This window comes from Glycomyces arizonensis DSM 44726 (assembly GCF_000482705.1).
In the GTDB taxonomy this organism is placed as follows: Bacteria; Actinomycetota; Actinomycetes; order Mycobacteriales; family Micromonosporaceae; genus Glycomyces; species Glycomyces arizonensis.
Window position 1 is genome coordinate 56,138 of record NZ_AXWO01000017.1, and the last position, 26,472, is coordinate 82,609.

22 protein-coding genes are annotated in these 26,472 nt (G+C 71.8%); 9 read left to right on the plus strand and 13 right to left on the minus strand.

Features of this window, described 5'->3' with window-relative positions; translation table 11 throughout:
• The first annotated feature begins 16 nt into the window (after positions 1–16).
• The 4 genes from H613_RS0113275 to H613_RS0113290 all read left to right on the plus strand — a co-directional run bounded on the left by H613_RS0113275 (position 17) and on the right by H613_RS0113290 (position 5,254).
• On the plus strand, positions 17–1,303 hold the full coding sequence (locus H613_RS0113275; RefSeq protein WP_035738072.1) for an ABC transporter substrate-binding protein: 1,287 nt from the start codon (positions 17–19) through the stop codon (positions 1,301–1,303).
• Between the two features lie 72 nt (positions 1,304–1,375).
• Positions 1,376–2,437 carry a phosphotransferase family protein gene (locus tag H613_RS0113280; protein ID WP_026924183.1) on the plus strand — a complete coding sequence of 354 codons (1,062 nt, stop codon included), beginning with the start codon at positions 1,376–1,378 and terminating at the stop codon, positions 2,435–2,437.
• Positions 2,437–3,645, plus strand: coding sequence for an acyl-CoA dehydrogenase family protein (locus H613_RS0113285; RefSeq protein WP_026924184.1), 1,209 nt, complete (start codon positions 2,437–2,439; stop codon positions 3,643–3,645). Before H613_RS0113280 ends, H613_RS0113285 begins: the two co-directional genes overlap by 1 nt.
• A gap of 22 nt (positions 3,646–3,667) precedes the next feature.
• Positions 3,668–5,254 carry an AMP-binding protein gene (locus tag H613_RS0113290; protein ID WP_026924185.1) on the plus strand — a complete coding sequence of 529 codons (1,587 nt, stop codon included), beginning with the start codon at positions 3,668–3,670 and terminating at the stop codon, positions 5,252–5,254.
• On the opposite strand, the gene H613_RS0113295 is transcribed toward H613_RS0113290, so the two are convergent.
• Entirely contained in the window at positions 5,244–5,669 is a 426-nt protein-coding gene (locus H613_RS0113295; protein ID WP_026924186.1) for an acyl-CoA thioesterase, read from the minus strand. The two genes, H613_RS0113290 and H613_RS0113295, sit on opposite strands and share 11 nt — an antisense overlap.
• Before the next feature lie 140 nt (positions 5,670–5,809).
• Here H613_RS0113295 and H613_RS0113300 point away from each other — a divergent pair, with 140 nt between their 5' ends.
• Positions 5,810–6,982, plus strand: a complete 1,173-nt coding sequence (locus H613_RS0113300) for an acyl-CoA dehydrogenase family protein (protein WP_035738051.1) — start codon at positions 5,810–5,812, stop codon at positions 6,980–6,982.
• Positions 6,983–7,011: 29 nt separating this feature from the next.
• Positions 7,012–8,235, plus strand: a complete 1,224-nt coding sequence (locus tag H613_RS0113305) for an acetyl-CoA C-acetyltransferase (RefSeq protein ID WP_026924188.1) — start codon at positions 7,012–7,014, stop codon at positions 8,233–8,235.
• Between the two features lie 77 nt (positions 8,236–8,312).
• Here the strand turns inward: H613_RS0113305 and H613_RS0113310 are convergent, their stop codons facing one another.
• Genes H613_RS0113310 through H613_RS0113320 form a run of 3 tightly spaced genes read right to left on the minus strand, consistent with a single transcriptional unit; the run spans position 8,313 to position 10,655 of the window.
• On the minus strand, positions 8,313–8,777 hold the full coding sequence (locus H613_RS0113310) for a MaoC family dehydratase (RefSeq protein WP_026924189.1): 465 nt from the start codon (positions 8,775–8,777) through the stop codon (positions 8,313–8,315).
• On the minus strand, positions 8,774–9,526 hold the full coding sequence (gene fabG, locus H613_RS0113315; RefSeq protein WP_026924190.1) for a 3-oxoacyl-ACP reductase FabG: 753 nt from the start codon (positions 9,524–9,526) through the stop codon (positions 8,774–8,776). Before fabG ends, H613_RS0113310 begins: the two co-directional genes overlap by 4 nt.
• 31 nt (positions 9,527–9,557) lie before the next feature.
• Entirely contained in the window at positions 9,558–10,655 is a 1,098-nt protein-coding gene (locus H613_RS0113320) for an alcohol dehydrogenase catalytic domain-containing protein (RefSeq protein ID WP_026924191.1), read from the minus strand.
• A gap of 169 nt (positions 10,656–10,824) precedes the next feature.
• Between H613_RS0113320 and H613_RS0113325 the strand changes: the two genes are divergently transcribed.
• The gene (locus tag H613_RS0113325) at positions 10,825–11,475 is read left to right on the plus strand and encodes a PadR family transcriptional regulator (RefSeq protein ID WP_026924192.1); all 651 of its coding nucleotides are present in this window, start codon (positions 10,825–10,827) and stop codon (positions 11,473–11,475) included.
• 185 nt (positions 11,476–11,660) lie between these two features.
• Positions 11,661–12,866 carry an FAD-dependent monooxygenase gene (locus H613_RS0113330; protein WP_026924193.1) on the plus strand — a complete coding sequence of 402 codons (1,206 nt, stop codon included), beginning with the start codon at positions 11,661–11,663 and terminating at the stop codon, positions 12,864–12,866.
• 233 nt (positions 12,867–13,099) lie between these two features.
• Here the strand turns inward: H613_RS0113330 and H613_RS0113335 are convergent, their stop codons facing one another.
• The 8 genes from H613_RS0113335 to H613_RS0113370 form a co-directional block, all read right to left on the minus strand.
• On the minus strand, positions 13,100–13,675 hold the full coding sequence (locus H613_RS0113335; RefSeq protein WP_026924194.1) for a GNAT family N-acetyltransferase: 576 nt from the start codon (positions 13,673–13,675) through the stop codon (positions 13,100–13,102).
• Positions 13,665–15,164: an APC family permease gene (locus H613_RS0113340; protein WP_035738053.1), complete on the minus strand. Its 1,500-nt coding sequence runs from the start codon at positions 15,162–15,164 to the stop codon at positions 13,665–13,667. Before H613_RS0113340 ends, H613_RS0113335 begins: the two co-directional genes overlap by 11 nt.
• 39 nt (positions 15,165–15,203) lie before the next feature.
• Positions 15,204–15,875 carry a GPP34 family phosphoprotein gene (locus H613_RS0113345; protein WP_084546597.1) on the minus strand — a complete coding sequence of 224 codons (672 nt, stop codon included), beginning with the start codon at positions 15,873–15,875 and terminating at the stop codon, positions 15,204–15,206.
• Positions 15,876–16,043: 168 nt separating this feature from the next.
• Entirely contained in the window at positions 16,044–17,390 is a 1,347-nt protein-coding gene (locus tag H613_RS0113350; RefSeq protein WP_084546598.1) for a family 1 glycosylhydrolase, read from the minus strand.
• Positions 17,387–18,241 carry a carbohydrate ABC transporter permease gene (locus tag H613_RS0113355; RefSeq protein WP_026924198.1) on the minus strand — a complete coding sequence of 285 codons (855 nt, stop codon included), beginning with the start codon at positions 18,239–18,241 and terminating at the stop codon, positions 17,387–17,389. Before H613_RS0113355 ends, H613_RS0113350 begins: the two co-directional genes overlap by 4 nt.
• A complete protein-coding gene (locus tag H613_RS0113360) occupies positions 18,238–19,194 on the minus strand; it encodes a carbohydrate ABC transporter permease (RefSeq protein WP_026924199.1) in 957 nt (318 codons plus the stop codon). The genes H613_RS0113355 and H613_RS0113360 overlap by 4 nt, the downstream gene beginning before the upstream one ends.
• Before the next feature lie 63 nt (positions 19,195–19,257).
• Positions 19,258–20,514, minus strand: coding sequence for an ABC transporter substrate-binding protein (locus tag H613_RS0113365; protein WP_156926015.1), 1,257 nt, complete (start codon positions 20,512–20,514; stop codon positions 19,258–19,260).
• 272 nt (positions 20,515–20,786) lie between these two features.
• Positions 20,787–21,800, minus strand: coding sequence for a LacI family DNA-binding transcriptional regulator (locus H613_RS0113370; protein WP_026924201.1), 1,014 nt, complete (start codon positions 21,798–21,800; stop codon positions 20,787–20,789).
• A gap of 150 nt (positions 21,801–21,950) precedes the next feature.
• On the opposite strand from H613_RS0113370, the gene H613_RS0113375 reads away from it, so the two are divergent.
• A complete protein-coding gene (locus H613_RS0113375) occupies positions 21,951–22,952 on the plus strand; it encodes an LLM class flavin-dependent oxidoreductase (RefSeq protein ID WP_026924202.1) in 1,002 nt (333 codons plus the stop codon).
• A gap of 10 nt (positions 22,953–22,962) precedes the next feature.
• On the opposite strand, the gene H613_RS26420 is transcribed toward H613_RS0113375, so the two are convergent.
• A complete protein-coding gene (locus H613_RS26420) occupies positions 22,963–26,280 on the minus strand; it encodes a DUF4132 domain-containing protein (protein ID WP_156926016.1) in 3,318 nt (1,105 codons plus the stop codon).
• Positions 26,281–26,472: the final 192 nt, after the last annotated feature.

The window sequence follows — 26,472 nt, forward strand, 5'->3', positions numbered from 1 at the left end:
CAGAGAGGTGATCGGAATGCACACCCCCACCAGCAGAACGGCCGTCGCGGCCCTGACGGCCGCGGCGCTCCTCGGCGCGGCCGCCTGCAGCACCCCCGACGAAGACGACACCCCCGGCATCACCGACGACACGGTGACCATCGGCACCCACCAGCCCCTCACCGGCCCGGCCGCGGCCGGATACTCCACGATCTCCGCCGCCACGGCGGCCTACTTCGCCTACGTCAACGACAACGGCGGCATCCACGGCCGCGACATCGAATACGTCGTCAAGGACGACGCCTACGACCCGGCCCAGACCCAGACCGCGGTGCGCGAACTGGTGACCGAGGACGAGGTCTTCGCCATCGTCAACGGCCTCGGCACGCCCACCCACAGCGCCGTCCTCGACTACCTCGACGAGCAGGAGGTGCCCGACCTGTTCGTCTCCTCCGGGGCCCTGACGTGGAACCAGCCCGGCGTCTACCCGAACACCTTCGCCTTCAACGCCGACTACGTCACCGAGGGCGCGGCCCTGGCGCAGTACGCCGTGGATCAGCACCCCGGGGCGCTCATCTGCGTCCTCGGGCAGGACGACGACTACGGCGAGGGCATCCTCGAAGGCGTCGAGATGGTCGTGGGCGGCAACGGACTCGCCGAGATCCAGACCTACTCCACCTCCAATCAGGACGTCACCGCGCAGATCGGCGCCATGATGGAGGCCGGCTGCGAGGTCAACGTCCTCGGCACCATCAACGGGTTCACCGCGCTCGCCGTCGGCACGGCCGCCGAGCTCGACTGGTTCCCGCAGTGGTACGTCTCCTCCTCCGGCGGCGACTACCCGACGCTCGTCGGCTACCTCGGCGAGGACGTCGCCCCCCTCGTCCTCCAGGGCATGGTCAGCGTCAACTACCTGCCGTTCAGTCCCGACGACGAGTGGGTGGAGCTGTTCAGGCGGATCAACGACGAGTACAACGACGGCGCGCCGTTCACCGGCAACACCGTCTTCGGCATGAGCGTCGGCTACCTGTTCGCCGAGGCGCTCGCCGCCGCCGGAGCGGACCCGACGCGCGAATCGCTCGTCGCGGCCGTGGAATCCGGCGACCTGGTCGGCAACGGCATCGTGCCGCTCGCCTACAGCGAGGACGACCACGCCGCGTACCGCAGCGTCGGCATCACGGTCGTGAACGAGGGCGTGCAGGACTACGCGGGCCCCGTCTACAGCGTCGGCGCGGGCCGGGTGACGGCCGTCGAGGCCCAGCCGGTGCCGCTGGAGAACGACGGCATCCCGCAGCCGCCCCAAGGGGACGGCTCGGACGAGTGAACCGCGCTCGGGCGCCGCTGGACCGTGTTCGCGAACAGGGGCGCCCGAGCGGACGACTGGAAAGGAGACCGCATGGCCAAGTCGACCGCGGTGCCCGGCCTCGACGTGGACGGGCTGGGCCGGTGGCTGACTCGGGAGCACCCGGAGCTGACCGGTGAGGGGCCGCTGAGGGCCGCGCTGATCGACGGCGGGCGCAGCAACCTCACCTACCGGGTGGACGGCGCGGCCGTGCCGCTCGTGCTGCGACGCCCGCCGCTGGGCCACGTGCTGTCCACGGCGCACGACATGCGCCGCGAGCACCGGGTCATCACGGCCCTGCGGGGCATCGTCCCCGTGCCGCCCACCGTCGACCTCGTCGACGACACCGGCGCGGGCGAGGTGACCGGCACGGACTTCTTCGTCATGGAGCATGTCGCGGGCCAGGTGCTGTCCCGCCCGGCGCAGAACGCCGGATGGACACGAGGCGGCCTGCGACGGCTCGGCATCGAACTGGCCGAGGTCCTGGCCGACCTGCACGCCGTGGACCCCGATGCGGTCGGACTGGGCGACTTCGGCAGGCCCAGCGGCTACCTCGACCGGCAGATGACGACCTGGCGCCGCCAGTACGACGCCTCCCGCTCCCGCGAGCTGCCCGCCCTCGACGCGCTCCAGGAGCGCCTCGCCGGATCGGTGCCCGCGGGCGGGGCGCGCTCCGGCGTCGTGCACGGCGACTACCGGCTCGACAACCTCATCGTCGCCGGGGAGCCCGGCGCGCCGCGCGTCGCCGCCGTCCTCGACTGGGAGATGGCCACGCTCGGCGACCCGCTCGTGGACCTCGGCATGCTCGGCATGTACTGGCACATCCGCGAACTGCCCGGCGGCGGGGCCGCCTCGGGCGCGATCGTGCCCGGGGCGGGCTACCCCGAGTTCGCCGAAGTGGTGGACGCCTATGCGGCCCGATCCGGGGCCGCCGTTCCGGACCTGTCCTGGTACCGGGCGTTCGCCTGCTACAAGCTCGCGGTGATCCTCGAGGGCATCCACTACCGCTACACCGGCGGCCAGACCGTCGGCGAGGGCTTCGACAGGATCGGCGCGCTCGTGGCGCCGCTGGCCGACGAGGGGCTGGCGCGCGCGTCGGCCGGAAAGGACGCGTGATGGACTTCGCCCCCGACGCGCTCACTGAGGCGAAGACGAGGGACATGCGCCTCTTCCTCGATGAGCTCGTCCTCCCCGCCGAACCGGTCCTGGAGGCCGAAGTGGAGTCGACGCCGGGCGACTGGTCGCTGCGCCCAGTGGTCCGCTCGCTCCAGAAGGAGGCCCGCGAACGCGGGCTGTGGAACCTGTTCCTGCCCGGCGAAGCGGGCGGCGGGCTGACGAACCTCCAATACGCGCCCGTGGCCGAGCTGTCCGGCCGCAGCCCCAGGCTCGCCCCCGTCGCGATGAACTGCGCCGCACCGGACACCGGCAACATGGAGCTCCTGGCCCAGTTCGGCTCGCCCGAGCAGCGCGCCGAATGGCTCGAACCGCTGCTGGACGGGCAGATCCGCTCGGCGTTCTGCATGACCGAGCCCGCCGTGGCCTCCTCGGACGCCTCGCAGATCGCCACCCGCATCCGCCGCGAAGGCGGCCAGTACGTCGTCGACGGCCGCAAATGGTTCGCCACCGGCGCCATGAACCCCGACTGCGCGGTCCTCATCGTCATGGGCAAGACCGACCCCGAAGGGCCCAGGCACCGGCAGCAGTCGATGGTCCTCGTCCCGCGCGGCACTCCCGGCGTGCGCGTGGTGCGGCCGCTGACCGTCTTCGGCTACGACGACCGCGACCACGGCGGCCACGCCGAGATCGCCTTCGACGACGTCCGCGTGCCTGTCGCCAACCTCATCGGGGACGAAGGCGGCGGCTTCGCCATCGCCCAGGCCCGCCTCGGGCCCGGCCGCGTCCACCACTGCATGCGCGCGCTCGGCATGGCCGAACGCGCCCTCGGTCTCGTCCGCGCCAGGGCGAACGACCGCGTCGCCTTCGGCGGGCCCCTCGCCGACAAGGGCACCGTCCGCGCCTGGGCCGCCGAGGCCCGCATCGACATCGAGGCCCTGCGGCTGCTCGTCCTCAAGACCGCCTGGCTCATGGACACCGTCGGCAACCAGCGGGCGATGACGGAGATCCAGGCCATCAAGATCGCCGTTCCCCGTGCCGTGCAGCGCCTCCTCGACGGCGCGATCCAGCTGTTCGGCGCCGCCGGACTCTCCTGCGACCGGCCGCTCGCCGCGATGTTCGCCGCCGCGCGCGCCATGCGCCTCGCCGACGGCCCCGAGGAGGTCCACCTGGCCGCGCTGGGCAAGACCGAGCTGCGACGACAACCATGAACGAGTCCCCTTGGAGGCAACCATGACGCACCGAAACGACCCCGCCGTCGACGGCCCCGGCTACGGCACCCTCTCGATCGCGAGCATCCTCGCCGAGACCGCCCGCCGCGCCCCCGACCGCCCGGCCCTGCACTTCATGGGCCGCACCATCACCTACGGCGCACTGTGGGACCAGACCCGCGCCTACGCCGGGGCACTCGCCGCCCGCGGGATCGGCCCCGGCTCGCGCGTGGCGATGATCGTCCCGAACGTGCCCGACTTCCCGCGCGTCTATTACGCCGCCCTGGCGCTCGGCGCCGTCGTGGTCCCGATCCACCTGCTGTTCAAGGCCGACGAGATCGCCTTCGTGCTCCAGGACGCCGAGGCCGACCTCGCCGTGGCCGCCGCGCCCGTGCTCGCCGAGGCCGCCCCGGCCGCGGCCCGCGCGGGCGTGCCGCTGGTGACGGTCCTGGCCCCCGAAGGACTCGAGGTCGGCGGATCGCCCGTCGCGCGCCTGGAGGCCGAGGCCGCAGCGGCGACGCCGATCGCCCGCCAGGCCCCCGTGGGTCCGCTCGCCGCCGCCACCGTCCTCTACACCTCGGGAACCACCGGCACGCCCAAGGGCGCCGTCGGCTCGCACCTGGCGATGGTCGAGCAGGTCCACTGCTCGCTCATCGACTCCTTCGACATGCGGCCCGACGACGTGATCTACGGCGGCCTGCCGTTCTTCCACTCCTTCGGGCAGATGGCCGTGCTCAACATCGCCTTTCGCGTCGGCGCGTCGATCATCCTGCTGCCGAAGTTCGACCCCGACGAGGCGCTCGAACTCCTCGTGCGCCACCAGGCGACCCTGTTCACGGCCGTCCCCACGAACTTCGCCGGCATGGTGGCGGCCGCCGCGAGGAAGGCCGAGCGCCCGCCGCTGCGGTACGCCGTCTCCGGCGGCGCGGCGCTGCCTCCCGCGCTCCTGGAGGCCTTCGAGCAGGCCTACGGCGCCGAGGTCCACGAGGGGTACGGGCTCACCGAGACCTCGCCGTCGTGCACTTTCAACACCGTGTTCGAGCCGATCCGGCCCGGCACCGTGGGCCGTCCCATGTGGGGCGTGGACGTCGCCGTCGCCGAGGCGGAGACCGAAGGCCGCATCGAACTGATCGACGAGCCCGGCACGCTCGGCGAGATCGTCGTGCGCGGGCACAACCTCATGAAGGGCTACCTCGGCCGCCCCGACGCCTCCGAGGCCGCCGTCGTGGACGGCTGGTTCCGCACCGGCGACCTCGGAACCGTCGACGCCGAGGGCATCGTCACGGTCGTCGACCGCAAGAAGGACATGATCATCCGCAACGGCTACAACGTCTATCCATCCGAAGTGGAGGCCGTGCTCGCCCGGTATCCCGGCGTCGCGATCGCCGCGGTGTTCGGGCTGCCGCACGAGACGCACGGGCAGGAGGTCCACGCCGCCGTCGTCCCCGCCGAGGGCGCCACTGTGGATGCCGAAGCGGTGGTGGCCCACATGAAGGCGAAGGTCGCGGCCTACAAGTACCCGCGGGTGGTGCACGTGGTGGACGAGCTCCCGATCGGCGCGAGCGGCAAGGTCCTCAAGCGGGAGCTGGTGGAGCGGTTCACGCCGTAGCGAGGACCTCGAGATGCTCGACCACCGCGGACCTGATGGCCTCGGGGACCGGCACCGGGCGGCGGTCGTCCCGGCCCACGAACACGTGGGTGAAGGTGCCGAGCGCCACCGGCTCGCCCCGGTCGGGCGCGCCCTCGCGCAGGACGGCGAGGTCCCAGGTGATCGAGGTGCGCCCGAGCCGGGCGACCGCGACGTCCACCTCGAGCCGTTCGGGGAACGACGCCGAGGCGAGGAACTCGCACGACGACGCCCGCGCCACGCCGATCACCGGGCCGGACACCTCCAGGCCGGCGCGGTGGACCATCCAGGTGTTCACCGCGGTGTCCATCGCCTCGTAGTACACGGCGTTGTTCATGTGGCCGTACTGGTCGTTGTCGTTCCAGCGCAACGGGAACGGGTGGCGGTAACCGGTCATGGTCGCTCCTTCGGGATTGCGGTGCCACGCGATGGCGACCCGATCTAGGCTAGGCCCGACACCGCGGATAATGTTGCATACTAGACACAGACCGACCGGTCGGAATGTTCGGGCCGGGTCGGCGGAGGAACGGAGAGACCATGACGCTGCTGGACGCCGACTGCTACGCCTTCCAAGACCTGCTCACGCCCGTGGAGCTGGAGGCCGTGCTCAGACTGCGCGAGTTCATGGAGCGCGAGGTCCGCCCCATCGCCGACGAGTACTGGGAGCGCGCCGAGTTCCCGCACCACCTCATCCCCGGCATCGCCGAGACCGGCGTGGTCGGCGCGGCCTGGCCCGAGTCGGCCCGCTTCGCCAACAGCGCCGTCTTCCGCGGCTGGGCGGGCCTCGAACTCGCCCGCGTGGACGCCTCGTTCGCCACGTTCGTCGGCGTCACCAGCGGCCTGGCCATGACCTCGATCGGCGTCGGCGGCTCCGACGAGCAGCGCGCCGAATGGCTGCCGCGCATGGGCCGCTGCGAGGTCATCGGCGCATTCGGCCTGACCGAACCGCTGTCCGGCTCCGACGTCGCCCGCGGCCTGCGCACCACCGCCACCCGCGACGGCGACACCTGGACTCTCAACGGTGCCAAGCGCTGGATCGGCAACGCCACCTTCGCCGACGTCACCGTCATCTGGGCCAAGGACACCGCCGACGGCCAGGTCAAGGGCTTCCTCGTCCGGAAGGACACGCCCGGCTTCGAGGCCGTCAAGATCGAACGCAAGCAGTCGTTGCGTTCGGTGCAGAATGCCGACATCACGCTCACCGACGCCGCCGTCCCCGAAACCGACCGGCTCGCCCGCGTCGACTCCTTCCGCGACGTCGCGAAGATCCTCACGCTCACCCGCACCGGCGTCGCCTGGGAGGCCGTCGGCATCGCCATCGGCGCCTACGAGGCCGCCGTGCGCTACGCCGCCGAGCGCGAGCAGTTCGGCAAGCCGATCGGCTCCTACCAGCTCGTGCAGGACAAGCTCGCCAACTCACTGGCCGACATCACCGCGAGCCTCGGCACGTGCGTCCGCGTCTCCCAGCTCCAGGACGAGGGCCGCCAGCGGGACGAGCACTCCGCCCTCGCCAAGGCCTTCGTCACCGCGCGCATGCGCGAGACCGTCGGCCGCTGCCGCGAGATCCTGGGCGGCAACGGCATCCAGCTCGACCACGGCGTCGCGCGCCACTTCGCCGACGCCGAGGCCGTCTACTCCTACGAAGGCACCCGCGACATGAACAACCTCATCGTCGGCCGCGCGATCACCGGACGCCAGGCGTTCGTCTGACCTTTCCCACCACCCTCAAGGAGGACCACATGACCGAGGCCTACATCGTCGCCACCGCGCGCTCGCCCATCGGGCGGGCGGGCAAGGGATCGCTCACCGGCGTCCGCGCCGACGACATGGCGGCGCGGATGACCGCAGCGGCCATGGGCAAGATCCCAGGGCTCGACCCGGCGCGCGTCGACGACCTGCTCCTGGGCTGCGGCATGCCCGGCGGCGAGCAGGGCATGAACATGGCGCGCAACGTCGCCGTGATGCTCGGCTGGGACACCGTCCCGGGCGCCACGATCACGCGATACTGCTCGTCCAGCCTCCAGACCACCCGCATGGCGTTCCACGCGATCAAGGCCGGTGAGGGCGACGTGTTCGTCTCGGCGGGCGTGGAGTCGGTGAGCAGGATGGACCGCGGCTCCAGCGACCACATCCCCGGCGAGGACCTGACCAACCCGGTCTTCAACGACGCGCGGGAGCGCAGCGACGACCGCTCCGGGGCCGGAACCGCCGTCTGGGAGGACCCGCGCCTGAGCGGCGAACTGCCCGACGTCTACATCGCGATGGGCCAGACCGCCGAGAACGTGGCCGGGCTGTGCGGGATCACCCGCGAGGAGCAGGACGCCTACGCCGCCCGCAGCCAGCAGCGCGCCGAGCGGGCGATCGCCGACGGGTTCTGGGAACGCGACATCACGCCGCTCACGCTCGCGGACGGCACCGTCGTCGCGGCCGACGACGGCCCCAGGCCGGGCACCACCGTCGAGGTCCTCGCGACCCTCAAACCGGCCTTCCGCCCCGACGGCACCGTCACCGCGGGCAACGCCTGCCCGCTCAACGACGGCGCCGCCGCCGTGGTCGTCGTCTCCGAGCGGATCGTGGACGAACTCGGGCTGGAACCCCTGGCGCGCATCGTCTCCACCGGCGTGAGCGCCTTCTCGCCCGAGATCATGGGCCTCGGTCCCGTCGACGCCAGCGCGCAGGCCCTGGCGCGGGCCGGTCTGGCGATCGACGACATGGACCTCGTCGAGATCAACGAGGCCTATGCCGCCCAGGTGATCCCCTCCGCGCGCATGCTCGGCGTCGATGAGGAGCGCCTGAACGTCAAGGGCGGCTCGATCGCCGTCGGCCACCCCTTCGGGATGACCGGCGCGCGCATCACCTCCACGCTCATCAACGCGCTCGCCGACACCGGCGGGCGCTACGGCCTGGAGACGATGTGCGTCGGCGGCGGCCAGGGCATGGCGATGGTCCTCGAAAAGCTCTAGACCTTTGTGAACCCGGGCGGCCCGGACGGCCACAAGCCGTCCGGGCCGCTTCTCGTGCTCACTCAAGGCCGTGCTCATCAAGGCTCGGGCACGTACAGCGTGATCGTCCTCGCCACGAGCGCGGGCTTCTCGGCGCCCTCGATCTCCACGGTCACGTCGTATCCGGCGCGCACGCCGCGCCCCGTCGCTTCGACGGAGGCCAGCTCCACGGCGGCCCGCACGCGGGCCCCGGCCGGCACGGGCCGGAGGAAGCGGAGCCGGTCCAGCCCGTAGTTCACCGACATGGCGAGGCCGCCGATCTCGATCAGGCCCCCCAGGAGCCGCGGGAGCAGCGACAGCGTGAGGTAGCCGTGCGCGATCGGCCCGCCGAAGGGCCCTGCCGCGGCGCGCTCGGGGTCGACGTGGATCCACTGGTGGTCGCCGGTCGCGTCGGCGAAGGCGTCGATGCGCGCCTGCTCGACCGCGAACCACTCGCCGGTGGCCCGGCTCCCGACCGCGCCCGCGAGCGCGGCGGGGGAGTCGGCCTCGATCCGCCCGCTCATGCCTTGGGCCCTCCCGCCACGTACAGCACCTGCCCGGAGACGAACCCGGCCTCCTCGGAGCAGAAGAACGCCACCGCGGCGGCGATGTCCTCCGGCTGCCCGACGCGGCCCACGGGCGTCTCCGCGGCGGCCCCGGCGAGGAAGTCCTCGAAGGACACGCCGATGCGCTCGGCGGTGGCCCTGGTCATCTCGGTCTCGATGAACCCGGGGGCCACGGCGTTCGCGGTGACGCCGAACTTGCCGAGCTCGAACGCGAGGGTCTTGGTCAGGCCCTGCATGCCCGCCTTCGCGGCGGCGTAGTTGGCCTGCCCGCGGTTGCCCAGCGCCGAGGTGCTCGACAGGTTCACGATCCGACCCCACCGCGCCTCGACCATGTGCGACTGCACGGCCCGCGACATGAGGAACGCTCCTCTCAGGTGCACGCCGAGAACGGCGTCCCAGTCCTGGGCGGACATCTTGAACAGCAGGTTGTCGCGCAGGATCCCGGCGTTGTTCACCAGGATCGCGGGCGCGCCCAGCTCGGCGGCGACCCGGTCGACGGCGGCGGCCGCGGCCGCCTCGTCGGCGACGTCCACGCCGACCGCGAGCGCCCGGCCGCCTTCGGAGGCGATGGCCTCGGCGGTGGCCTGGGCCTGGTCTTCGAGCAGATCGAGCACGGCGACGGCGTGGCCGTCGGCGGCCAGGCGGCGGGCCGTGGCGGCCCCGATGCCCCTGGCGGCGCCGGTGACGATGGCGGTGCGAGCGGTCATGTATCGGTCCTTTCTCCAGTGTCGGACGGTGTCAGAAGGTGACGAGCTGCCGCAGTGCCGTGCCCGCCGCGAGGCGGTCCAGCGCGGCGGGCAGGTCGGCGAGGGCGATGCGGTCGGAGACGAGCCGGTCGAGCGGCAGTCTTCCCGAGCGCCACAATGCCACGTAGCGGGGGATGTCGCGGTTCGGCACGGCCGAGCCGAGATAGGAGCCGACGACGGTGCGCGCCTCGGCGGTGAGGACCAGCGGCGCGATGCTCGCGCGGGCGTCGGGGTGCGGCAGGCCGACGGTGACGGTGGTGCCGCCCGGCGCGGTGACGGCGCAGGCGGTCTCGAAGGCGCGGGCCGAGCCGGCGGCCTCGATCACGACTGGTGTGCGCAGTTCGGCGTCGGCGGCCCCGGCGGGAGTGTAGGCGGCGGCCGCGCCGAGCTCCCGTGCCAGTTCCAGCTTGGCGGGCACGGCATCGACGCCGATGGCCTTGTGGCCGAGTGCTATCGCGACGAGCAGCGCGGCCATGCCGACGCCGCCGAGCCCGACGACGGCCACGGCGTCCTCGGGACCGGGGCGCCCGGCGTTGAACACGGCGCCGCCGCCGGTGAGGACGGCGCAGCCGAGCAGTGCGGCGATGTCGGGCGGCACGTCGTCGTCGACGGGGACGACCGACGCCGCCGCGACCACGGCGTGCGTGGCGAACGCGCTCACGCCCAGGTGGTGGTTCACCGCCGCGCCGTCACGGCGCAGCCGGATCCCGCCGCCCACGAGCGTGCCCGCTGCGTTCGCGGCGCTGCCGACGGTGCAGGGGAGGCGGCCCTCGGTCCGGCAGGCGTCGCAGTGCCCGCAGCGGGGAAGGAACGTCATGACGACGCGCCGTCCGGCCGCGATCCCGGTGCCGGAACCGGCCTCCTCCACGATTCCGGCGGCCTCGTGCCCGAGCAGCATCGGCACGGGCCGCACGCGGCTGCCGTCCACGACGGACAGGTCCGAGTGGCACACGCCCGCGGCCTCGATGCGCACCAGGAGCTCGCCGGGACCCGGCGGGTCGAGTTCGAGCGGGCCTATGGTGATCGGCTCGGACGCTGCGAACGGCGCCGGAGCGCCGCAGCGCTCCAGCACGGCACCGGTGATCTGCACGGAGGCCTCCTGTCAAGGGCGGCTGGGTTTTCGGATGGCGGTCGGTGACGGGTGCTGTCATCATACCGACCATCCGGTATGTTGTGCCACCCACATTCCTGATCCGCTTGCACGCCATTACTCTAATACGTATACTCGAAAACGAGTATGTGAAGAGGAGGCGGTTCTGGTGGCGAAGCGGCGCAAGGTCGGCAACCTGACGGCGCTGGCGGTGCTCGGCGTCGTGGCGCACCGGCCGATGCACCCCTACGAGATGGCCAGGGCGCTGCGCGGCTGGGGCAAGGACCGCGACATGCCGGTCAAGTGGGGCTCGCTGTACTCGGTCGTGGAGCGCATGGCCGAGCGCGGACTGCTCGAAGAGGCCGGGACGTCCCGCGAGGGCCGCCGCCCCGAGCGGACCGTCTACCGGATCACCGAGGAGGGCCGCGAAGAGCTGGTCGACTGGACCCGTGAGCTGCTCGCGACCCCCGAGCGCGAGTTCCCGCACTTCCGCGCCGGCCTGTCGGTCATGGCCGCCCTCCCGCCCGACGAGGTGGCCGCGCTCCTGCGGCAGCGGCTCGCGGCGCTGGAGGCGCAGGCCGAGGAGCTCCGCGAGTCGCTCGCCGAGTGGGCGGAGGTACCGCGGCTGTTCCTGGTCGAGAACGAGTACGACCTCGCCATGGCCGAGGCCGAGACCGCCTGGGTGCGCTCACTGCTGACTGAGGTCGAATCCGGCTCGTTCCCCGGCCTGGGGGACTGGCGGAAGTTCCACGCCAGCGGCGAGATCCCCGACGAGTTGCGCGAACTGGCCGAAAGGAGCGCCGAGGAGGACAAGCGATGACAGCGGCCCCGGCACCGGTGTTGCAGCACCGGCGCCGGGGCCTCCGAAACCCCGAACCGGCGCTCATGCGGGAGCACGAATCCGGCCCGAAGGCGGCAACCTCGAGGATAACCGGGTCTTCTCCCGTGCCGGTCCGCGCAACGAACAGCACCACGCGAACCGCACCACCTGAGGAGAAGCGAACAATGGCAACAGTACGAACGGCGGCCGTCATCGGCGGCGGCATCGCCGGACCCGTCGTCGCCTCGGCCCTGCGCAAGGCCGGGGTCGAGGCGACCGTCTACGAGTCCCATCCGACCCGCTCTGACGGAGCGGGAGGCACGCTCGCCTTGGCCCCCAACGGCCTCGCGGCACTGGAGATCGTCGGCGCCGCCGAGGCGGTGGAGGCCGCGGCCCAGCCCATCTCTCGTCAGGCCATGGCCGTCGGCGACAGCAAGCACTTCGCCCTGCCGGGACTGCCCGACGTCGGGCCGCTGCGCATCGTGCACCGCTCCGACCTGTACCGCGCGCTCCACGATCGGGCGGCCGCGCACGGCGTCCGCACCGAATACGGCAAGCGCCTCGTCGACGCCCGCGAGAGCGGCGATGCGGTGACCGCCCTGTTCGAGGACGGCACCAGCGCCACCGCCGACGTCCTCATCGGCGCCGACGGCGTCCACTCCGCCGTCCGCCGCCTCATCGACCCGGCCGCGCCAGGCCCGCGCTTCACCGGCATGCTCGGATTCGAGGGGCTCGCCGACTTCGAGCCGCCGGTCGACCGCGAGACCATGACGTTCGCCTTCGGCAAGCGCGCCTACTACCTGTACTGGCGCGAGGCCACGGGCGGCACCAGGTGGGGCGCCAACCTGCCGCACCGGCCGCTGTCGCTGACCGAGGCGCGCCGGACGCCGAACGAGGAGTGGATGGCGACGCTCCGCACCACCTACGGCGAGGACACCCCCGGCGGAGAACTGGTGCGCCGCACCGATCCGGCGGGTCTCCAGGTGGTGGGCGCGCTGCACATGATGCCGCCGGTCCCGCACTGGCACCGCGGGCGGATGGTCCTGGTCGGCGACGCGGTCCACGCCCCGTCCAACAGCTCCGGCCAGGGCGCCTCGCTCGCCATCGAGAGCGCGATCCAACTGGCACGGTGCCTGCGCGACTTTGACCGGGTGCGCGAGGCCTACGCCGCCTACGAGCGGCTGCGGCGCCCACGGGTGGAGCGGATCGCCGCTATGGCGGCGAAGACCAACCGCGCCAAGGCCCCCGGCCCGGTCGCCCAGAAGATCATGCCGCTGCTGATGCCGCTGTTCATCAAGGCGGCCATGAATCCCGAGAAGACCATCGGACCGGCCCAGCGCTACCGCATCGACTGGGACGCCCCGGCCACCGCGGACCGTGCCCGAGCCTGACCGAGGACACGGGGCGGCGACGAACTCCGGCGCGGCCCCGTATGGAGCGGACCATCACTTTAGGATAGGTTATATCTTATATTCTATAACCTATAATAATTATATAGCCTATAACCTGTGCGGTGTCGGCTCGACGCCGGTAGGACTCCACGGTGAACGTGCCGCCACGGCGAGACGCCGACCGCGCGGCCGGTCCCGGGCCCAAAGCCCGGGACCGGCCGCGCGGTGCCGGTTCAGCGCGCCGGTTGGCGCCACATCGGATACAGGGCGGGGCCGCCGTCCTCGAGGTGGAACGGCTTCGCATGCGTCCGGTAGCCGAGGCTCTCGTAGAGCCGGGCGACTCCGGGCGACACCGCCTCCAGATAGGCGGCGGTCCCCTCGTGGTCGAGCCGCTCGTTGATCTCGCGCAGCATGGCGGTGGCCAGGCCCCGGCCGCGCCGCTCCTCGCGCACCCCGACCAGCGCCACATAGGCGTGCGGCTCGGTGGGGTGGTGGTGCTCCATGACCCGGTCGAGGCGGGCGAACCGCTCGACGTGCTCGCCGCAGGCCTCGCGCAGCCGCTCCTCGTAGTCGGGGATGGGCGGTGGCGGCTTGGTGTGGTCGAACCAGACCACCGCGCCGTCGAGCTCGCCCGCGGTGACGATGCCGCCGTGGGCCTCGGCGTGCTCCACCAGGAGCTCGAACTGGCCCCGGACCGCCTTGAGGCGCTCGTCGGGGTCGGCGACGAGCCAGAGGGCGGTCGGGAGGTCGAGGAACGCCTGCGCCAGCATGGCCGCGACCGCGCTCCCCTCGTGCGGACTACCGGCCACCGGCCACCTCCGCCGTCTCCTCGGGTTCGGCGGACTGCACGAGCGTGGCTTGAGCGCCGTAGCCGATGCCCGCGTACACCTCCGGCTTGACCTGCTTGAGGTACGCGCCCCAGCCCGCGCCGAGCAGCGCCAGGGCCGCGAACAGGATCGGCACCAGGCGCGGCAGGAGCGAGCCCTTCTCGACGCCCAGGAGCGTGTGGAAGTGGATGACCGACAGCCACATCACGCCCGCCAGCGCGAGGCAGGCGAGCAGCGGGGCGATGCGCGTGTTCCACACCGGCTCGTCGCGCTGGTCGCGCGCGAAGTACACCGCCACGGCGATCGCGCACGTGGTGATGAGTGCGATCAGGCCGATCCCGGCCGCGGTGCCCATGTAGTAGAACAGGTGCGTCAGCGGGTCGAGTTCGAACACGGCCCAGATGACGATGACGACGCCGCCGACGGCGGTCTGCGCCACCGAGGCCGCCACGGGCGCGCAGGCGCGCGCCGAGGTGCGGCCCAGCCTGGCCGGGAGCACCTGCTCGCGTCCGAGGGCGAACAGGTAGCGGGCGGTGGTGTTGTGAAAGGACAGTGCGGCGGCGGTGACCGAGGTCAGCAGCAGCACTTCGCCGATGGTGCCCCAGGCGCTCCCGAGCTGGTCGCCCGCGAGGGTGAACATGAGGTCGGGGTCCCCGACCGCGGCCGAGACGATGTTGCCGTCGCCGACGGCGGTGATGATCGACCACGACGAGGCGACGTAGACCACGGCGAGGATGCCGATGGTGGCAAGGGTGGCCCGAGCGACGGTGCGGCGCCGGTCGCGGGCCTCCTCGCCGTAGACGGTGGGCGCTTCGAACCCGATGAAGCCGATGACGGCCAGCGCCAGGACGGCCCCGGCGGCCTCGCCGCCGAGCGCGCTCGGGGAGAGCGCCGCGAACGAGACGCCGTCGGCCGGGTGCAGGAAGTTGGAGACGCTGAACAGGAGGATGACGGCGATCTCAATGGACAGGAGGACGGCCAGCACCTTCGCGTTGATGTCGACCGCGCGGGTGCCCAGGAGGCCGATGAGCAGCCACGCGACCAGGGCGGCGCCCCACCACGGCACGTCGAGGCCGATGCGTTCGAGGACGCTCTGCGCGGTGAGCCCGAGCAGGCCGTAGAGGCTGGCCTGGAGGGCGCAGTAGGAGGTCGCCGCGACCCAGGCGGCGGCGACGCCGGGGATGCGGCCGAGACCGCGCGAGACGAAGGCGTACATGGCGCCCGCGTTGGTGATGTGCCTGGCCATAGTGGTGTAGCCGACGCTGAACAGCCACAGGCAGGCGGCGATCACGATGTAGCCCAGCGGGATGCCGATCTGGCCGGCGACGGCGAACATGACCACGACGCCGCCGGCGATGACCGTCAGGGGCGTGGCGGCGGTGAGGGAGAAGTGGAGGAGGCTGAACGTGCCGAGCTTGTCGCGCGCCAGCGCGGACCTGATCATGCTGGGCGGTGCGGGTGGGGTGGACATAGAGGCGGTCTCTCCTTTATGCGATTTCTGGTGGGGGTGTCAGAGGTTGCCGGTGAGGGCGGTGGTGGCCACGGCGGCCGCCAGGTGTCCCCGGACGGTCTGGAGCGGTGCGGGGAGTGCTCTGACGTGGGCTTCGGCGTATTCGCGTGCCCGGGCGGGGGTCTGGAGGTAGAGCGATCTGGACAGTCCGACGGCCTCGGTGAGCGCGAGCAGGAATGTGTCTACAAGCGACATGCGAGTGTCCAGGGCGGTCAGGTAGCGGCGCATGCGGGCCAAGGGCGCCTGGGCGGTGAGCGCGTCGGACGCCTCGTAGGCGACCTGGGTGCGCTGCCGCCAGCGGGTGCGGCGCTGGGTGCGCACCATCAATCCCGCCACGGCCATGTGCTCGGCCGTCTTGGCGTAGATGTCGACGAGGGCGAGGTATTCGAGCCATTCGGGCACGGCCAGGTTGGCGGGCTCGGCGCGCACGAGCTCGATCAGCCAGAGCCCCAGCGAATCCGAGGGCGGGGGCGCGCCGCGGTCGCTGCAGACCAGTTTGGAGCCTTCGCGGGTCCAGACGTCGAGGTGCCCCGAGAGCACGAGCTCGGCTATGAGCGCCGCACCCAGTCCGAGCCCGATGACGCGCGGCGCGACGGCGGGTTTGTAGAAGTCGTTGTGCGAGGTGATCAAAAGGGCGTCATACACCAGTCGGGGGGTGGGTGCTTCGGGCACCGGGGGTAGTCCTTCCTACACAGGGCGATTCACCCGAATACCATACCGTTGCCATTTGCGGGCCGGTTATCGGCGTTCCGGGTGGTTTGCTCCGGTCGGTCCCACCGAGAGTTCTCCCTGCAAGGCGGGCATCCGAACACCCGCGGTGACCGCGTCCCCGTGTCGCGGTCACCGTCCCCCGGCGGCGTGGTGGCGGAACCGGTCGGCGACGGCCGTCCGCACCCGGGCGAGCCCCTCGCCGCTCTCACGGAGCTCCCAGAGCCCCATCGTCAACCGGTGCGCCTCGCGCGGCCGCGTCGAATGCCGGAACGTCCACTCGTACATGTCGAACAGCGGCCACCACGTGTACCCGACGACGTCCACTCCGGACTCTCGCAGGCCGCGCACCGCCGCCACCGACTCGTCGAGCCAGTCGACGCGCGCCTTGACCGAATCGGTCACGCAGGTCTCGGTCAGCATGACCGGCGCCCCGTACCGGTCCGCCGCCGTCCGCAGCAGCTCGACCAGGCCCTCGGCGCCGTCGTCCCGCGTCGGGCGCGGATCGGGGAACCCTCCTGAGTGGAAGACGCCCGCCTCGAACACCTCGGTCGAGTGGAGCGGGTAGTAGTTGACCCCGACCACGTCCGGGCGCACCGCGGCCTCGGCGAACCACGCCAGGTCCTCGTCGCGCCATCCGTTGGCGCGCAGGAACGGCTCGAGCGGATGAGACGCGTCGACGCGGCCGGTGACGAGGTCCTCGACGAGGAAGACCTGCTCCCTCAGCCGCGCGACGAGCTCCCGGTGCTCCGGGGCGTCGGTGTCGCCGACGTAGCGCATGCCCGCGTCGACGTGCACGAACACCGCCCGCTCGCCGAGCACGTCCCGCATGGCGCGCTGGGAGAGCACGAAGCCGCGCGCCAGCTGCGAGACGATCGAGCTGAGGCCGCCGGGGCCCGACAGGTACGGCGGCCAGTACGCGTACTCCCCGGAGAACTGGGCGTGGATGATCGGCTCGTTGACCGGTGTGTAGTCGGTGATGCCGTAGCCCGCATAGCGTTCGGCCACGCGCGCCGAGTACTCGGCCACCAGGGACGGATAGTCGGGGTGCGCGAACTGCCGCTCCAGCCACAGCGGCGTGCCGTAGTGCATGAGGTCCACAATGGGTCGGAGGCCGAGCTCCGCGAAGCGGCCCATGACGCGGTCGAGCCAGTCCCAGTCCCACCGGCCCGGCTCGGGCTGCACCCGGTACCACGGCACGCCCCAGCGCACGAGCTCCGCGCCGACGTCCTTGGCCAGAGCGAGGTCCGAGTGCCACTTCGCGTAGTGCTCGGTGAGCGCGTACTCGTCGATCGGCCGCTCGCCGGGCCCCGACTGCGGCACGAAGGTGTCCTCGATCCCGACGGCGAAGTGCAGTGAACCGTCCTCGTGCCAATTTACGGCTCCGCGGGCGTCGGCGTGGGTGTGCCAATTGACGGCTCCGCAGGCGTCGCCATGGGTAGTGGTGGTGGCGGTGTGCCGATGGTGGGAGTCGGTCATTTGAGTCCTGTCGTCGCGATGTTCTCGATGAACCGGCGCTGGATGAGGAGGAACGCCACGACCAGCGGCAGGATCGCGATGAGCGAACCGGCCATCATCACGCCGTGGGGGATGATCCCGCCCGGGCCGGTCAGCAGCGTCAGCCCGGAGGTGATCGTGCCCATCTCCGAGTCGGTGGTGAACACCAGCGGCCACAGCAGGTCGTTCCAGTTGTTCACGAAGGTGAACAGCCCGAGCGTCAGCAGCGCGGGCATGGCGTTCGGCAGCACCACCGACCGGAAGATGCGGAACTCCGAGGCGCCGTCGATGCGGGCCGCGGCGTCGATGTCGCGCGGGAGCGCCAGGAAGAACTGGCGCAGGAAGAAGATCCCGAACGCGTCCGCCGCGCGCGGCGCGATGAGCGCCGCGTACGTGTTCACCCAGCCGAGGTCGGAGACCAGCTGGTAGAGCGGGATCAGCGTCGCCTGGAACGGGATCATCAGCGTCGCGATGATCGCGATGAGCAGGACGCGGCGGCCAGTGAAGTCCATGCGCGCCAAGGCGTAGGCCGCGAGCGAGTCGAAGACGAGCGCGAACGCCGTCACGCCCCCGGCGAAGGCGAAGCTGTTGCCGATCAAGCGCAGGAACGGCAGCTCGGAGGTGATCTGCTTGAGGTTGTCCAGCGTCCACTCGTCCGGCAGCAGGCTCGGCGGGAAGGCGTTGACCTCCGCGGTCGGCTTGAACGCGGTGAACACGATGATCGCGATCGGCAGCAGCACGACGGCGCTGACGACGACGAGCGCGATCACGGCGAGCACGGTGCCGGGGCGTACGGTGCGCGGTCGCTTCCGCGACACAGTGGCGGCGCTCATGAGGACAGGTCCTTCTCTCTGCGGCCGAAGAACAGGAATTGCACGAGGCTCAGCACCAGCGTCGCGATGAGCAGGACGTACGACAGGGCGGAGGCGAAGCCGATGTCGAGCTTGCGGAAGCCGGACTCGTAGATCTCCATCACCACGGTCTGGGTGTTGCCGTAGGGCCCGCCGCCGGTCATCACGTAGATCTGGTCGAACGCCTGGAGCGCGGCGATCATCGCGAAGATCAGCACGAAGGCCATCGTGTTCGACAAGAGCGGCAGCGTGATGTGCCGCAGCCGCGACCACGCCCGGGCGCCGTCGACCCGCGCGGCCTCGTAGAGCGAGGACGGGATGTCCTGGAGCCCGGCCAGGAAGATCACGAAGTAGAACCCGAACAGCTTCCACACCGCGACGAACGCGACGGCGGGCATCGCCAGCGTCGGGTCCTCCAGCACGTTGCCCATCTGGATCCCCAGGCCGCCCAGCCAGTAGTTCAGCAGGCCCACCTGCGGATCGATGAGGTAGCTCCACGCGAAGGCGGCCACGGCGAACGAGACGACGAACGGTATGAACAGCGCCGTGCGGAAGAAGGAGCGGAACGGCATGTGCGGGCTGTTGAGCAGGAGCGCCAGCCCGAGTGCGGCGATGACCGCGGTCGGCGTGAACAGCACGGTGTACAGGAGCGTGTTGCCCACCGCGTTCAGGATGTCGGGGTCGGTGAAGACGGTCGCGTAGTTCTCCAGGCCGACCCATTCCTCCCGGCCGAAGCCGCTGGCGTCGGTGAAGGACAGGCGCAGGGCCGAGATCATCGGCCACACGACGAACAGGCCGAGGATGATCAGCGCGGGGGCCAGGAACGCGAAGGCCCTGGTGTTCCGGCGCAGGAGGCCGCCGCAGGAGGCGCGGCGCCGCCCGCCCAGCGGCGCAGGCGGGCGGTACCGGCGCGCGGGCGCATTGTCAACACTCATGGGTTCCTCTCAACCTCCATGGAACGGGGACGCCCGGACCGAGCGTCCCCGTCCCCTGAAGCGCTAGTCCTCGAGCGCGTTCTGGATCTCGGTCTGCGCCTCGCCGAGCAGGGCGCCGACGTCTTCCCCGGCGACGGCCTTCTGGGTGAGCTCGTCGACGGCGCTGAGCACGTCGACGCTGTTGACGACGCCGGGCAGCAGCGGCCGCCCGAGGTCGGACATCTCGGTGAGCGCGGCCACCACCGGGTTCTCGGCGACCGCCTCGGCGGGGATGTCGGTCCGCAGCGGCGGCCATCCGGAGCCGAGCGACCACTTCACCGAGTTCTCGTCGTTGAGGAAGAACGAGAAGAACTCCTCGGCACCGGCCAGTTCGGCGTCGCTGGAGTCGACGGTCGTCGCCATGGAGATGCCGATGGCCGAGGCCGCCTGCGTCTCGGGTCCGGCGGGGATCGGCGCGATCGCGTAGTCGATGTCGTTCTCGGTGGCGATCGAGGCCATCCACGGCCCGCCGACGGTCATCGCGGCCTTGCCGCCGCTGAACAGCTCGTCGGATCCGATGCCGTCGAGTCCGGTCGGCGAGATCTTGTCGCCTGCGATCGCCGAGCGCCAGAATTCGAGCGTCTCCGCGTTCTGCGGCGAGTCGATCACCGCTTCGCCGTCCTGGACGATGCCGCCGCCGTTGCCGTAGAACAGCGAGGGCCACAGGCCGTTGGCGACGGTGGCGTGGTCGGGCAGGGCGACGCCGTACCGCTCGGGCGTGCCGTCGCCGTTCTCGTCGACGGTCAGCTTCTTGGCCGCCTCGACCCACTCGTCCCACGTCTGCGGGAACCCGTCGATCCCGGCCTCTTCGAACATCGCGGTGTTGTAGTAGACCGCCAACGGCACGAACCCGCTGGGCACGCCGTACTTCGTGCCCTCGACCTCTTCCATGGCCACGGCGCCGGGGTTCAGGTTCGCGGTGTTGCCGCCCTCGTCGGCGTAGAAGTCGTCCAATGGCGCGAACGCGCCCTTCGAGGCGTACACCGGCAGCCGCTCGGCGGGCATCGCGACGATGTTCGGCCCTTCGCCGGCGGACAGGGCCGTCAGCAGCGTGTCGTCGATGCTGTCCCAGGTCTTCACTTCAGTGTTGATGGTGATGTCGTCGTGCGAGGCGTTGAAGTCGTCGACGATCCCCTCCAGCACGTCGCCGTCGGCTTCGGTGTATCCGTGCCAGAACGTCAGCTCGACGGGACCGCCGTCGTCACCGCCGCCCGAGCAGCCGGCCCCTATCAGCGTGAGCGCCGCGGCTCCGGCGCCCAGCAGGCTTCGCATGCGTGTCATATCCGAGTGCTCCCTCAGTGCGAGACTGCGCTGTCCGCGCTTTGTGTCACGTTGCTCCGAACCATCGTTCTACAACGTTGTAATTTTTGGGATCCTACGAACCCGCCCGTCCGGCTGTCAATACCGTACGGCCGATGCCGGAGGTTCGTCGCCATTTCGTGATCGTGGGCCGACGGCTGTGGTGCGATTGCCCCGTTATGCGACACGCCCATCTTACAACGTTGTAGAAACGAAGTCGAGAGCCCGTCCCGAGGCATCCGCGGGTGCCGTGGTCAGGCGCGCGGCGCGGACTCGCGCTCGACGATCCTGAAATCCGCCAGCTTCGTGCGCGGCGGCAGCTCGGCGCCGCCCCGGCCGATGCGCTCGAGCAGCGTCTCGACCGCCGTGCGCGCGATCCACTCGCGGCCCGGATCGACGGTGGTCAGCGAGGGGATCGAGTAGGCGGCCTCGTCCAGGTCGTCGAAGCCGAGCACCGCCACGTCCTCGGGCACCCGGAGCCCCGCCTCCTGGAGCACCCGCATCGCGCCCAGCGCCAGCGTGTCGTTGAACCCGAAGACCGCGTCGAACTCGGCGCCGCGGTCCAGCAGCTCGCGCATCGCCCGCGCGCCGTCGGCGCGGTGCCACAGGGCCGCCCGCGCGACGATCCGCTCGTCGTAGTCGATGCCGTGCGCCTCGAGCGCCTCGCGGTACCCGCGCAGCCGCAGCCGGGCCGAGCCGATCACCTCGTCCTCGTGCTCGCCGATGACCGCGATGCGCCGCCGCCCCGATGCGATGAGGTACTCGGTCCCCGCGCGCGTCGCGTCGACGTTGCGCATGGTGACGTGGTCGCTCGGCCAGTCGGAGGTCCGCTCGCCCAGCACCACCAGCGGGAACGGGACGTCGAGCGCGGCGGCGTCCTCCGGGCGCATGCCGAGCGGGTCGAGGATGAGGCCGTCGGTCATCCGCAGCCGCGGGCTCTGGAGCAGCGCCAGCTCGCGGGCGCGGTCGCCACCGGTCTGCTCGACCAGCGTGACCAGATCGGCCCGCTCCGCGGCCGCGATGACGAACCCGGCGAGCTCGGCGAAGTAGCTCAGGTTCAGCTCCGGCACCGCCAAGGCGATCGCGCCGGTGCGGCCCGAGCGCAGACTGCGCGCGCTCAGGTTCGGCTTGTAGCCGAGCTCGTCGATCGCGCGCTCGACCTTCTCGCGGGTGGCCGGGCGGATGTGGGGGTAGCCGTTGACGACGTTCGAGACCGTCTTGAACGACACCCCCGCAAGGTCCGCGACATCGCGCAGGGTCGCCGCCATGACACCTCCTCGTTCCATCGCGATCCTACAACGATGCATATCGCCGGCCTGCCGCCCGGCGAAGCGCGCCTCCGAGCTGCGGTGACGAGGGTCATGATGCCGCGCTCTTCGCGGCGGGATAGCTTCGGAACCTGAGAAAGGCGGCCGCACATGACAATCGCACTGTCGATCCTCGACCTGGCGCCCATCGCACCGGGCCGCTCCGCGCGCGAAAGCTTCGCATCGAGCGTCGAGCTCGCCCGCGCCGCCGAACGCGGCGGCTACCGGCGCGTCTGGTACGCCGAGCACCACAACATGCCCACCATCGCCTCCAGCGCGACGAGCCTGGTGATCGGCCACGTCGCCGAGCACACCGACACCATCAGGCTCGGCGCGGGCGGGATCATGCTGCCCAACCACTCGCCGCTGGTCATCGCCGAGCAGTTCGGGACGCTGGAGACCCTCTTCCCCGGCCGGATCGACCTCGGCCTGGGCCGCGCGCCCGGCACCGACCGCACCACCATGCTCGCCATCCGCCGCGACCCGGCCTCGTCGGACTCCTTCCCGCAGGACGTGCTGGAACTCCAGGGCTACCTGCGCGGCGCCTCCCGCGTGCAGGGCGTCCAATCGGTGCCGCGTCCCGAAGGCGAAGTGCCCCTCTACCTCCTCGGCTCCTCGCTCTTCGGCGCCCAGCTCGCCGCCAGGCTCGGCCTGCCGTACGCGTTCGCCTCCCACTTCGCCCCGGCCCACCTCCACGAGGCGGTCGCCGCCTACCGGGAGCAGTTCACGCCGTCCGAGCAGCTGGCCGAGCCGTACGTGATCGCGGGCGTCAACGTGTTCGCCGCCGAGGACCGCGACGCCGCCGAGTCCCAGCGGCGGATCGCCTACCGCAACCGGGCGCGCGCGTTCATCGCGCGCGGCCCCGGCGGCGGAGGCGACTTCACCGACGACGAGATCGACGCGTTCCTGGCCTCCCCGAACGGGGGCCAGCTGGCGGCGATGACCGAGTACACCGCCGTCGGCGACCCCGGCGACGTCCGCGCCTTCCTGGAGGAGTTCGCCGCCTCGGCCGGTGCCGACGAGCTGATCACCGCCCACCACGCCGAGCGGACCGCCGACCGCATCCGCTCGGTCGAGCTGACCGCCGAGGCCCTGTCGGCGGCCTCCTCGTAGGACCCGGCCCTCAGGCCGCCTCGGTCGCCTTGGCGAGGGCCGCCAGGACCTCCGAGGCCGCCACGGGGTCGACCGGGCCGAAGCCGCCCTTCGGCCCCGGGACGCTCCAGCCGTGCAGGTCCCGCTCGGCGACCACGACCTCCCGCAGCGTCTGCTGCGGCTGCATGTCCACGGCCCCGACCACGATGCCCGGGTCGAGGGCGATCACGAGGTGGCCGACGCCGGGCAGGCGGCACGACATGCCCGCCTCGATCCCCGCGTCCTGCGGCGCGCCGCGCACCCAGCCCTTGCCGACGAGCCCGAGGAGCCTGCCCACCGGCACGCTGACCCCTTCGAAGCGGGCCAGGCGGCCGGTCGCCAGCTCCTCGTCGGTGAAGGCCATGACCGGCCGCCCGAGCTGCGTGAACGGCTGCAGGATCTCGTAGTCGGCGAAGACCTCGGCCCACGTCTCGACCTCCCCGCCGAGGATCGCGGGGTGGGCCAGGCGGATCACCGCGGCCTCGGGCAGCTCCAGTTCCTCCTCGTCGACGCCGGTGGGGCTCCGGTCCTCGGCGAGGCGGAACGAGACCGGCCCGGCGCCCGCCTCGGCCATCCACACCAGACGCCGCGCCAGGTGCCACACGAGCGGGTGGTCGACGAAGTACTCCATGAACTCGCCGAGCGTCCACGTCCGGCCCTCCACCATGGCGCGTTCGAGCCGCTTCACCTGGTCGGCGGCGACGGTGCGCAGCTCCTTCCGCAGGGCCGCGAACCGCCGGTAGGCCTCGCCCGCCACCAGCTCGTCGTCCTTCACGCCCGGCTTCGGCAGCGTCTTGCGCGGCTTGCCGTCCATGTCGGTCACGAACGGCTTGAGCGACTCGTCGAAGCCGACCCTGAACTTCCTGGGCCCGTAGTCGAGGACGAGCGCGGACTCCTCCCGCAGCCCGAAGTCGGGCACGAGCCGGTCGGCGAGCTGCTCGGCCGAGAGACCGAGCCTCGCGGCGATCGCGTCGATCTGGTCGCCCGCCTCGGCCTTGATGGCCGAGAACTTCGCGCGCTCGGCGATGCCCTGGATGGCTCGCAGCGCCGCCTCCGAGCCGATGGCGCCGAGCACCTGGAGGCCCTTGACGGCGTGATGGTGCCTGCTCTCGCCGGGCCAGCGGGCGATCAGCGGCGCGAGGAGGCGCACCGCCTCATCGCCGCCGAAGTGCGCCAACTGCGTCAGCGCCCACGCGTCGTCGGACGGGGCCCCGGCGGTGAGCCACTGGTCGAACAGCGCGAGGGAGAACCGGGTCAGGGACGCGCGGTCGCAGGTCTCGGCCACGACCGCGACGCCCCGATACTCGAAGTCGGGCGTGCCCAAGGCCAGCACGGTGGCGAGGGGGCGGATCGCCGCGTTCGGCAGCGCGCGTCCGCGCCCGGCGAGCAGCACCTGCGGGAGCGCGGGCGCGGCGACCCACGCGCCCGGGCGGGGGACCGGGACGCCGACGGGCGCGAGCGGGTCGACGTCCACCAGGGCCGCGACGGCGGCCGTGGCCTCGTCCCCGTACTGGGCGGCGGCCTCGCGCACGAGGTCCGCGCCCCCGTTCGCCGCGACGTAGCGCAGCGCGGCCTCGGCGGCGGTGCGCCGCTTCTTGGCCTTGCCGAGCGCGTCGGGCACGAGCAGCGCCGCGGCGTCGGCGCCGTGCCGGTCGAGCCAGTCGAACGCGAAGGCGCGCATGGTCTTCAACCGTACGAGCGCGTCGGCCACGACTCTGGCGGCCGTGAGGTTCGCGATCGGCAGCAGCAACTCGCGCAGCGAGGTGTCGGCGGTCGCCGCCGCCGTGAGCTGCTCGGCGGCGTCGGCGCCGTACTTCGCGAGGATCCGCTTGAGGTACTCACCGCCGACGAGCATGTCGCCGGGTTCCCAGCGCGGCAGGAGGTCGGCGCCGACCTCCCTGGGAGCCAAGGCCAGCGTGTACACCTTGCCGAACTCGTTGTCCGTGTCGAACGACCGCGCCCGCTGCTCCCAGTCGCGGTCGTGCTGCCGCGAGGGGATCTCGGTCTCGGACCACGCCTCGCGCTCGCCTTCGGCCCAGACGACCCGGTTGATCGCGGGAGGGGTCAGGCCCTTGACCACGACCGCTTCGCCTGCGGCGCCCGTCTCGTCCCACGGCGGCGAGGCGAGCAGCTTCGGCACCGCGTCGGCGCTCGCCTCGGGGAGGCGCGGGCTCTCCGCGGTGAGGCCCGCGATCGCCTCCCGGACGGTCTCGTCCTGGAGCGGCAGCGCGTCCTCGAGCAGGATCGGGTCGGCATGCAGCAGCGCCGTGAACCGGGCGCGCGCGGAAGCGTCGGCCTCGGGGAGGCGGGCGGCGACGGCGCGGAGGGTCCGCTGCGGGAACCTCGCGGCGGCCTCCATCGCGAAGCCCATCGCGGCCGCATCGCCGAGCCGGTCGACGAGCAGCCCCAGCGCCTCGTCGGTGGGAATCGCCGCGATCGCCCGGAACAGCGTCTTCTTCTCGCCGGCGTCGCAGTAGCCGTCGAGGTGCCATTCGAGGACCGGGAGGGCGGCGGCGCCGAGCCGGTGCAGGAGGTCGGCGATCTCGGCGACCTGCACCCAGTGGCGGCCCATCGAGTGCACGTCGAGGGCGCCCAACTGCTCGGCCGTGGTGACGAGGTCGAAAAGGAGCTGCGTGCAGGCTCGGCTCGGCTGTTGCTCGCCGTGCTCGTCGCAGACCTCGTCCAACCACGCCTCCTCGTCGGGCGCGATGAGGCTCACGGCGAAGCGGCGCGCGGGGTCGGTGCGGTGCTCGGCCAGTGCGGCCACGACCGCGGCGTGATCGGCGTCCGAGGCGGCGGCCACGTGCGCCCGGATCGCCGGCAGTTTGCTGTACCTGTGCAGTGCCCACCAGCGCTGACTGGACAGCTCCCTGCGGAGGAGGTCGACGCCCTCGCCGGGGCCGTCCGTCGAGGCTTCGAGCGTGAGGGACTCGGCGAAGGCGGCCACGGCGAAGGGCAGGCCGTGCTCGGCCGCGGTCATGTCGAAGGCCAGGCGGTCCGCCAGCGGCACGGAGGGAGCCGCGGGCGGCGTGAGCGCCATGACGGCGGCGGCGCCGAGGACGTCGCTCTCGCCGCCGAGGAATGCCAGCACGGCGGCCTCGTACTCGCGGTTGGCCTCGCGAGAGAGGCACTCGCGGACCTTCGGCTCGCAGTCGGCGCGGAACCGCCGCCCCGGCTCGGCCTCGAACTCGATCCGGCGCGGCTTGCCCTGGCCGCGGCGGGGCTGGACGAAGCGCTTCCAGGACGCGGGGAAGGCGAAGCGGTCCTCATCGGGCAGGGCGTCGGTTGCGGGGCTCTCGGATTCGATCACGGGCGACAGTCTAAGAACCGGGTACGACATGGTGCTCTCATTGGTGCGCAATGCGGCCGCGAGAAGACGGTACGGCCCGTCAGAGCCGCCGAACGGCAGCGGCGGCCGGCGCCGCCGACGGCGTCTGCGGCGGCGCGCTTGACCGTCCGAAAAATTTATGCTTAAAATCGCCGTCGGCGCGCCGCCGTGGCA

Excerpts from the sequence above, each read along its gene's own strand:
- H613_RS0113285 (WP_026924184.1), top strand. The coding sequence starts at position 2,437 with ATGGACTTCGCCCCCGACGCGCTCACTGAGGCGAAGACGAGGGACATG.
- H613_RS0113350 (WP_084546598.1), bottom strand. The coding sequence starts at position 17,390 with ATGACCGACTCCCACCATCGGCACACCGCCACCACCACTACCCATGGC.
- fabG (WP_026924190.1), bottom strand. The coding sequence starts at position 9,526 with ATGACCGCTCGCACCGCCATCGTCACCGGCGCCGCCAGGGGCATCGGG.
- H613_RS0113305 (WP_026924188.1), top strand. The coding sequence starts at position 7,012 with ATGACCGAGGCCTACATCGTCGCCACCGCGCGCTCGCCCATCGGGCGG.
- H613_RS0113290 (WP_026924185.1), top strand. The coding sequence starts at position 3,668 with ATGACGCACCGAAACGACCCCGCCGTCGACGGCCCCGGCTACGGCACC.
- H613_RS0113295 (WP_026924186.1), bottom strand. The coding sequence starts at position 5,669 with ATGACCGGTTACCGCCACCCGTTCCCGTTGCGCTGGAACGACAACGAC.
- H613_RS0113280 (WP_026924183.1), top strand. The coding sequence starts at position 1,376 with ATGGCCAAGTCGACCGCGGTGCCCGGCCTCGACGTGGACGGGCTGGGC.
- H613_RS0113300 (WP_035738051.1), top strand. The coding sequence starts at position 5,810 with ATGACGCTGCTGGACGCCGACTGCTACGCCTTCCAAGACCTGCTCACG.
- H613_RS0113370 (WP_026924201.1), bottom strand. The coding sequence starts at position 21,800 with ATGGCGGCGACCCTGCGCGATGTCGCGGACCTTGCGGGGGTGTCGTTC.
- H613_RS0113310 (WP_026924189.1), bottom strand. The coding sequence starts at position 8,777 with ATGAGCGGGCGGATCGAGGCCGACTCCCCCGCCGCGCTCGCGGGCGCG.
- H613_RS0113340 (WP_035738053.1), bottom strand. The coding sequence starts at position 15,164 with ATGTCCACCCCACCCGCACCGCCCAGCATGATCAGGTCCGCGCTGGCG.
- H613_RS0113275 (WP_035738072.1), top strand. The coding sequence starts at position 17 with ATGCACACCCCCACCAGCAGAACGGCCGTCGCGGCCCTGACGGCCGCG.
- H613_RS0113330 (WP_026924193.1), top strand. The coding sequence starts at position 11,661 with ATGGCAACAGTACGAACGGCGGCCGTCATCGGCGGCGGCATCGCCGGA.
- H613_RS0113365 (WP_156926015.1), bottom strand. The coding sequence starts at position 20,514 with ATGACACGCATGCGAAGCCTGCTGGGCGCCGGAGCCGCGGCGCTCACG.
- H613_RS0113375 (WP_026924202.1), top strand. The coding sequence starts at position 21,951 with ATGACAATCGCACTGTCGATCCTCGACCTGGCGCCCATCGCACCGGGC.
- H613_RS0113355 (WP_026924198.1), bottom strand. The coding sequence starts at position 18,241 with ATGAGCGCCGCCACTGTGTCGCGGAAGCGACCGCGCACCGTACGCCCC.
- H613_RS0113360 (WP_026924199.1), bottom strand. The coding sequence starts at position 19,194 with ATGAGTGTTGACAATGCGCCCGCGCGCCGGTACCGCCCGCCTGCGCCG.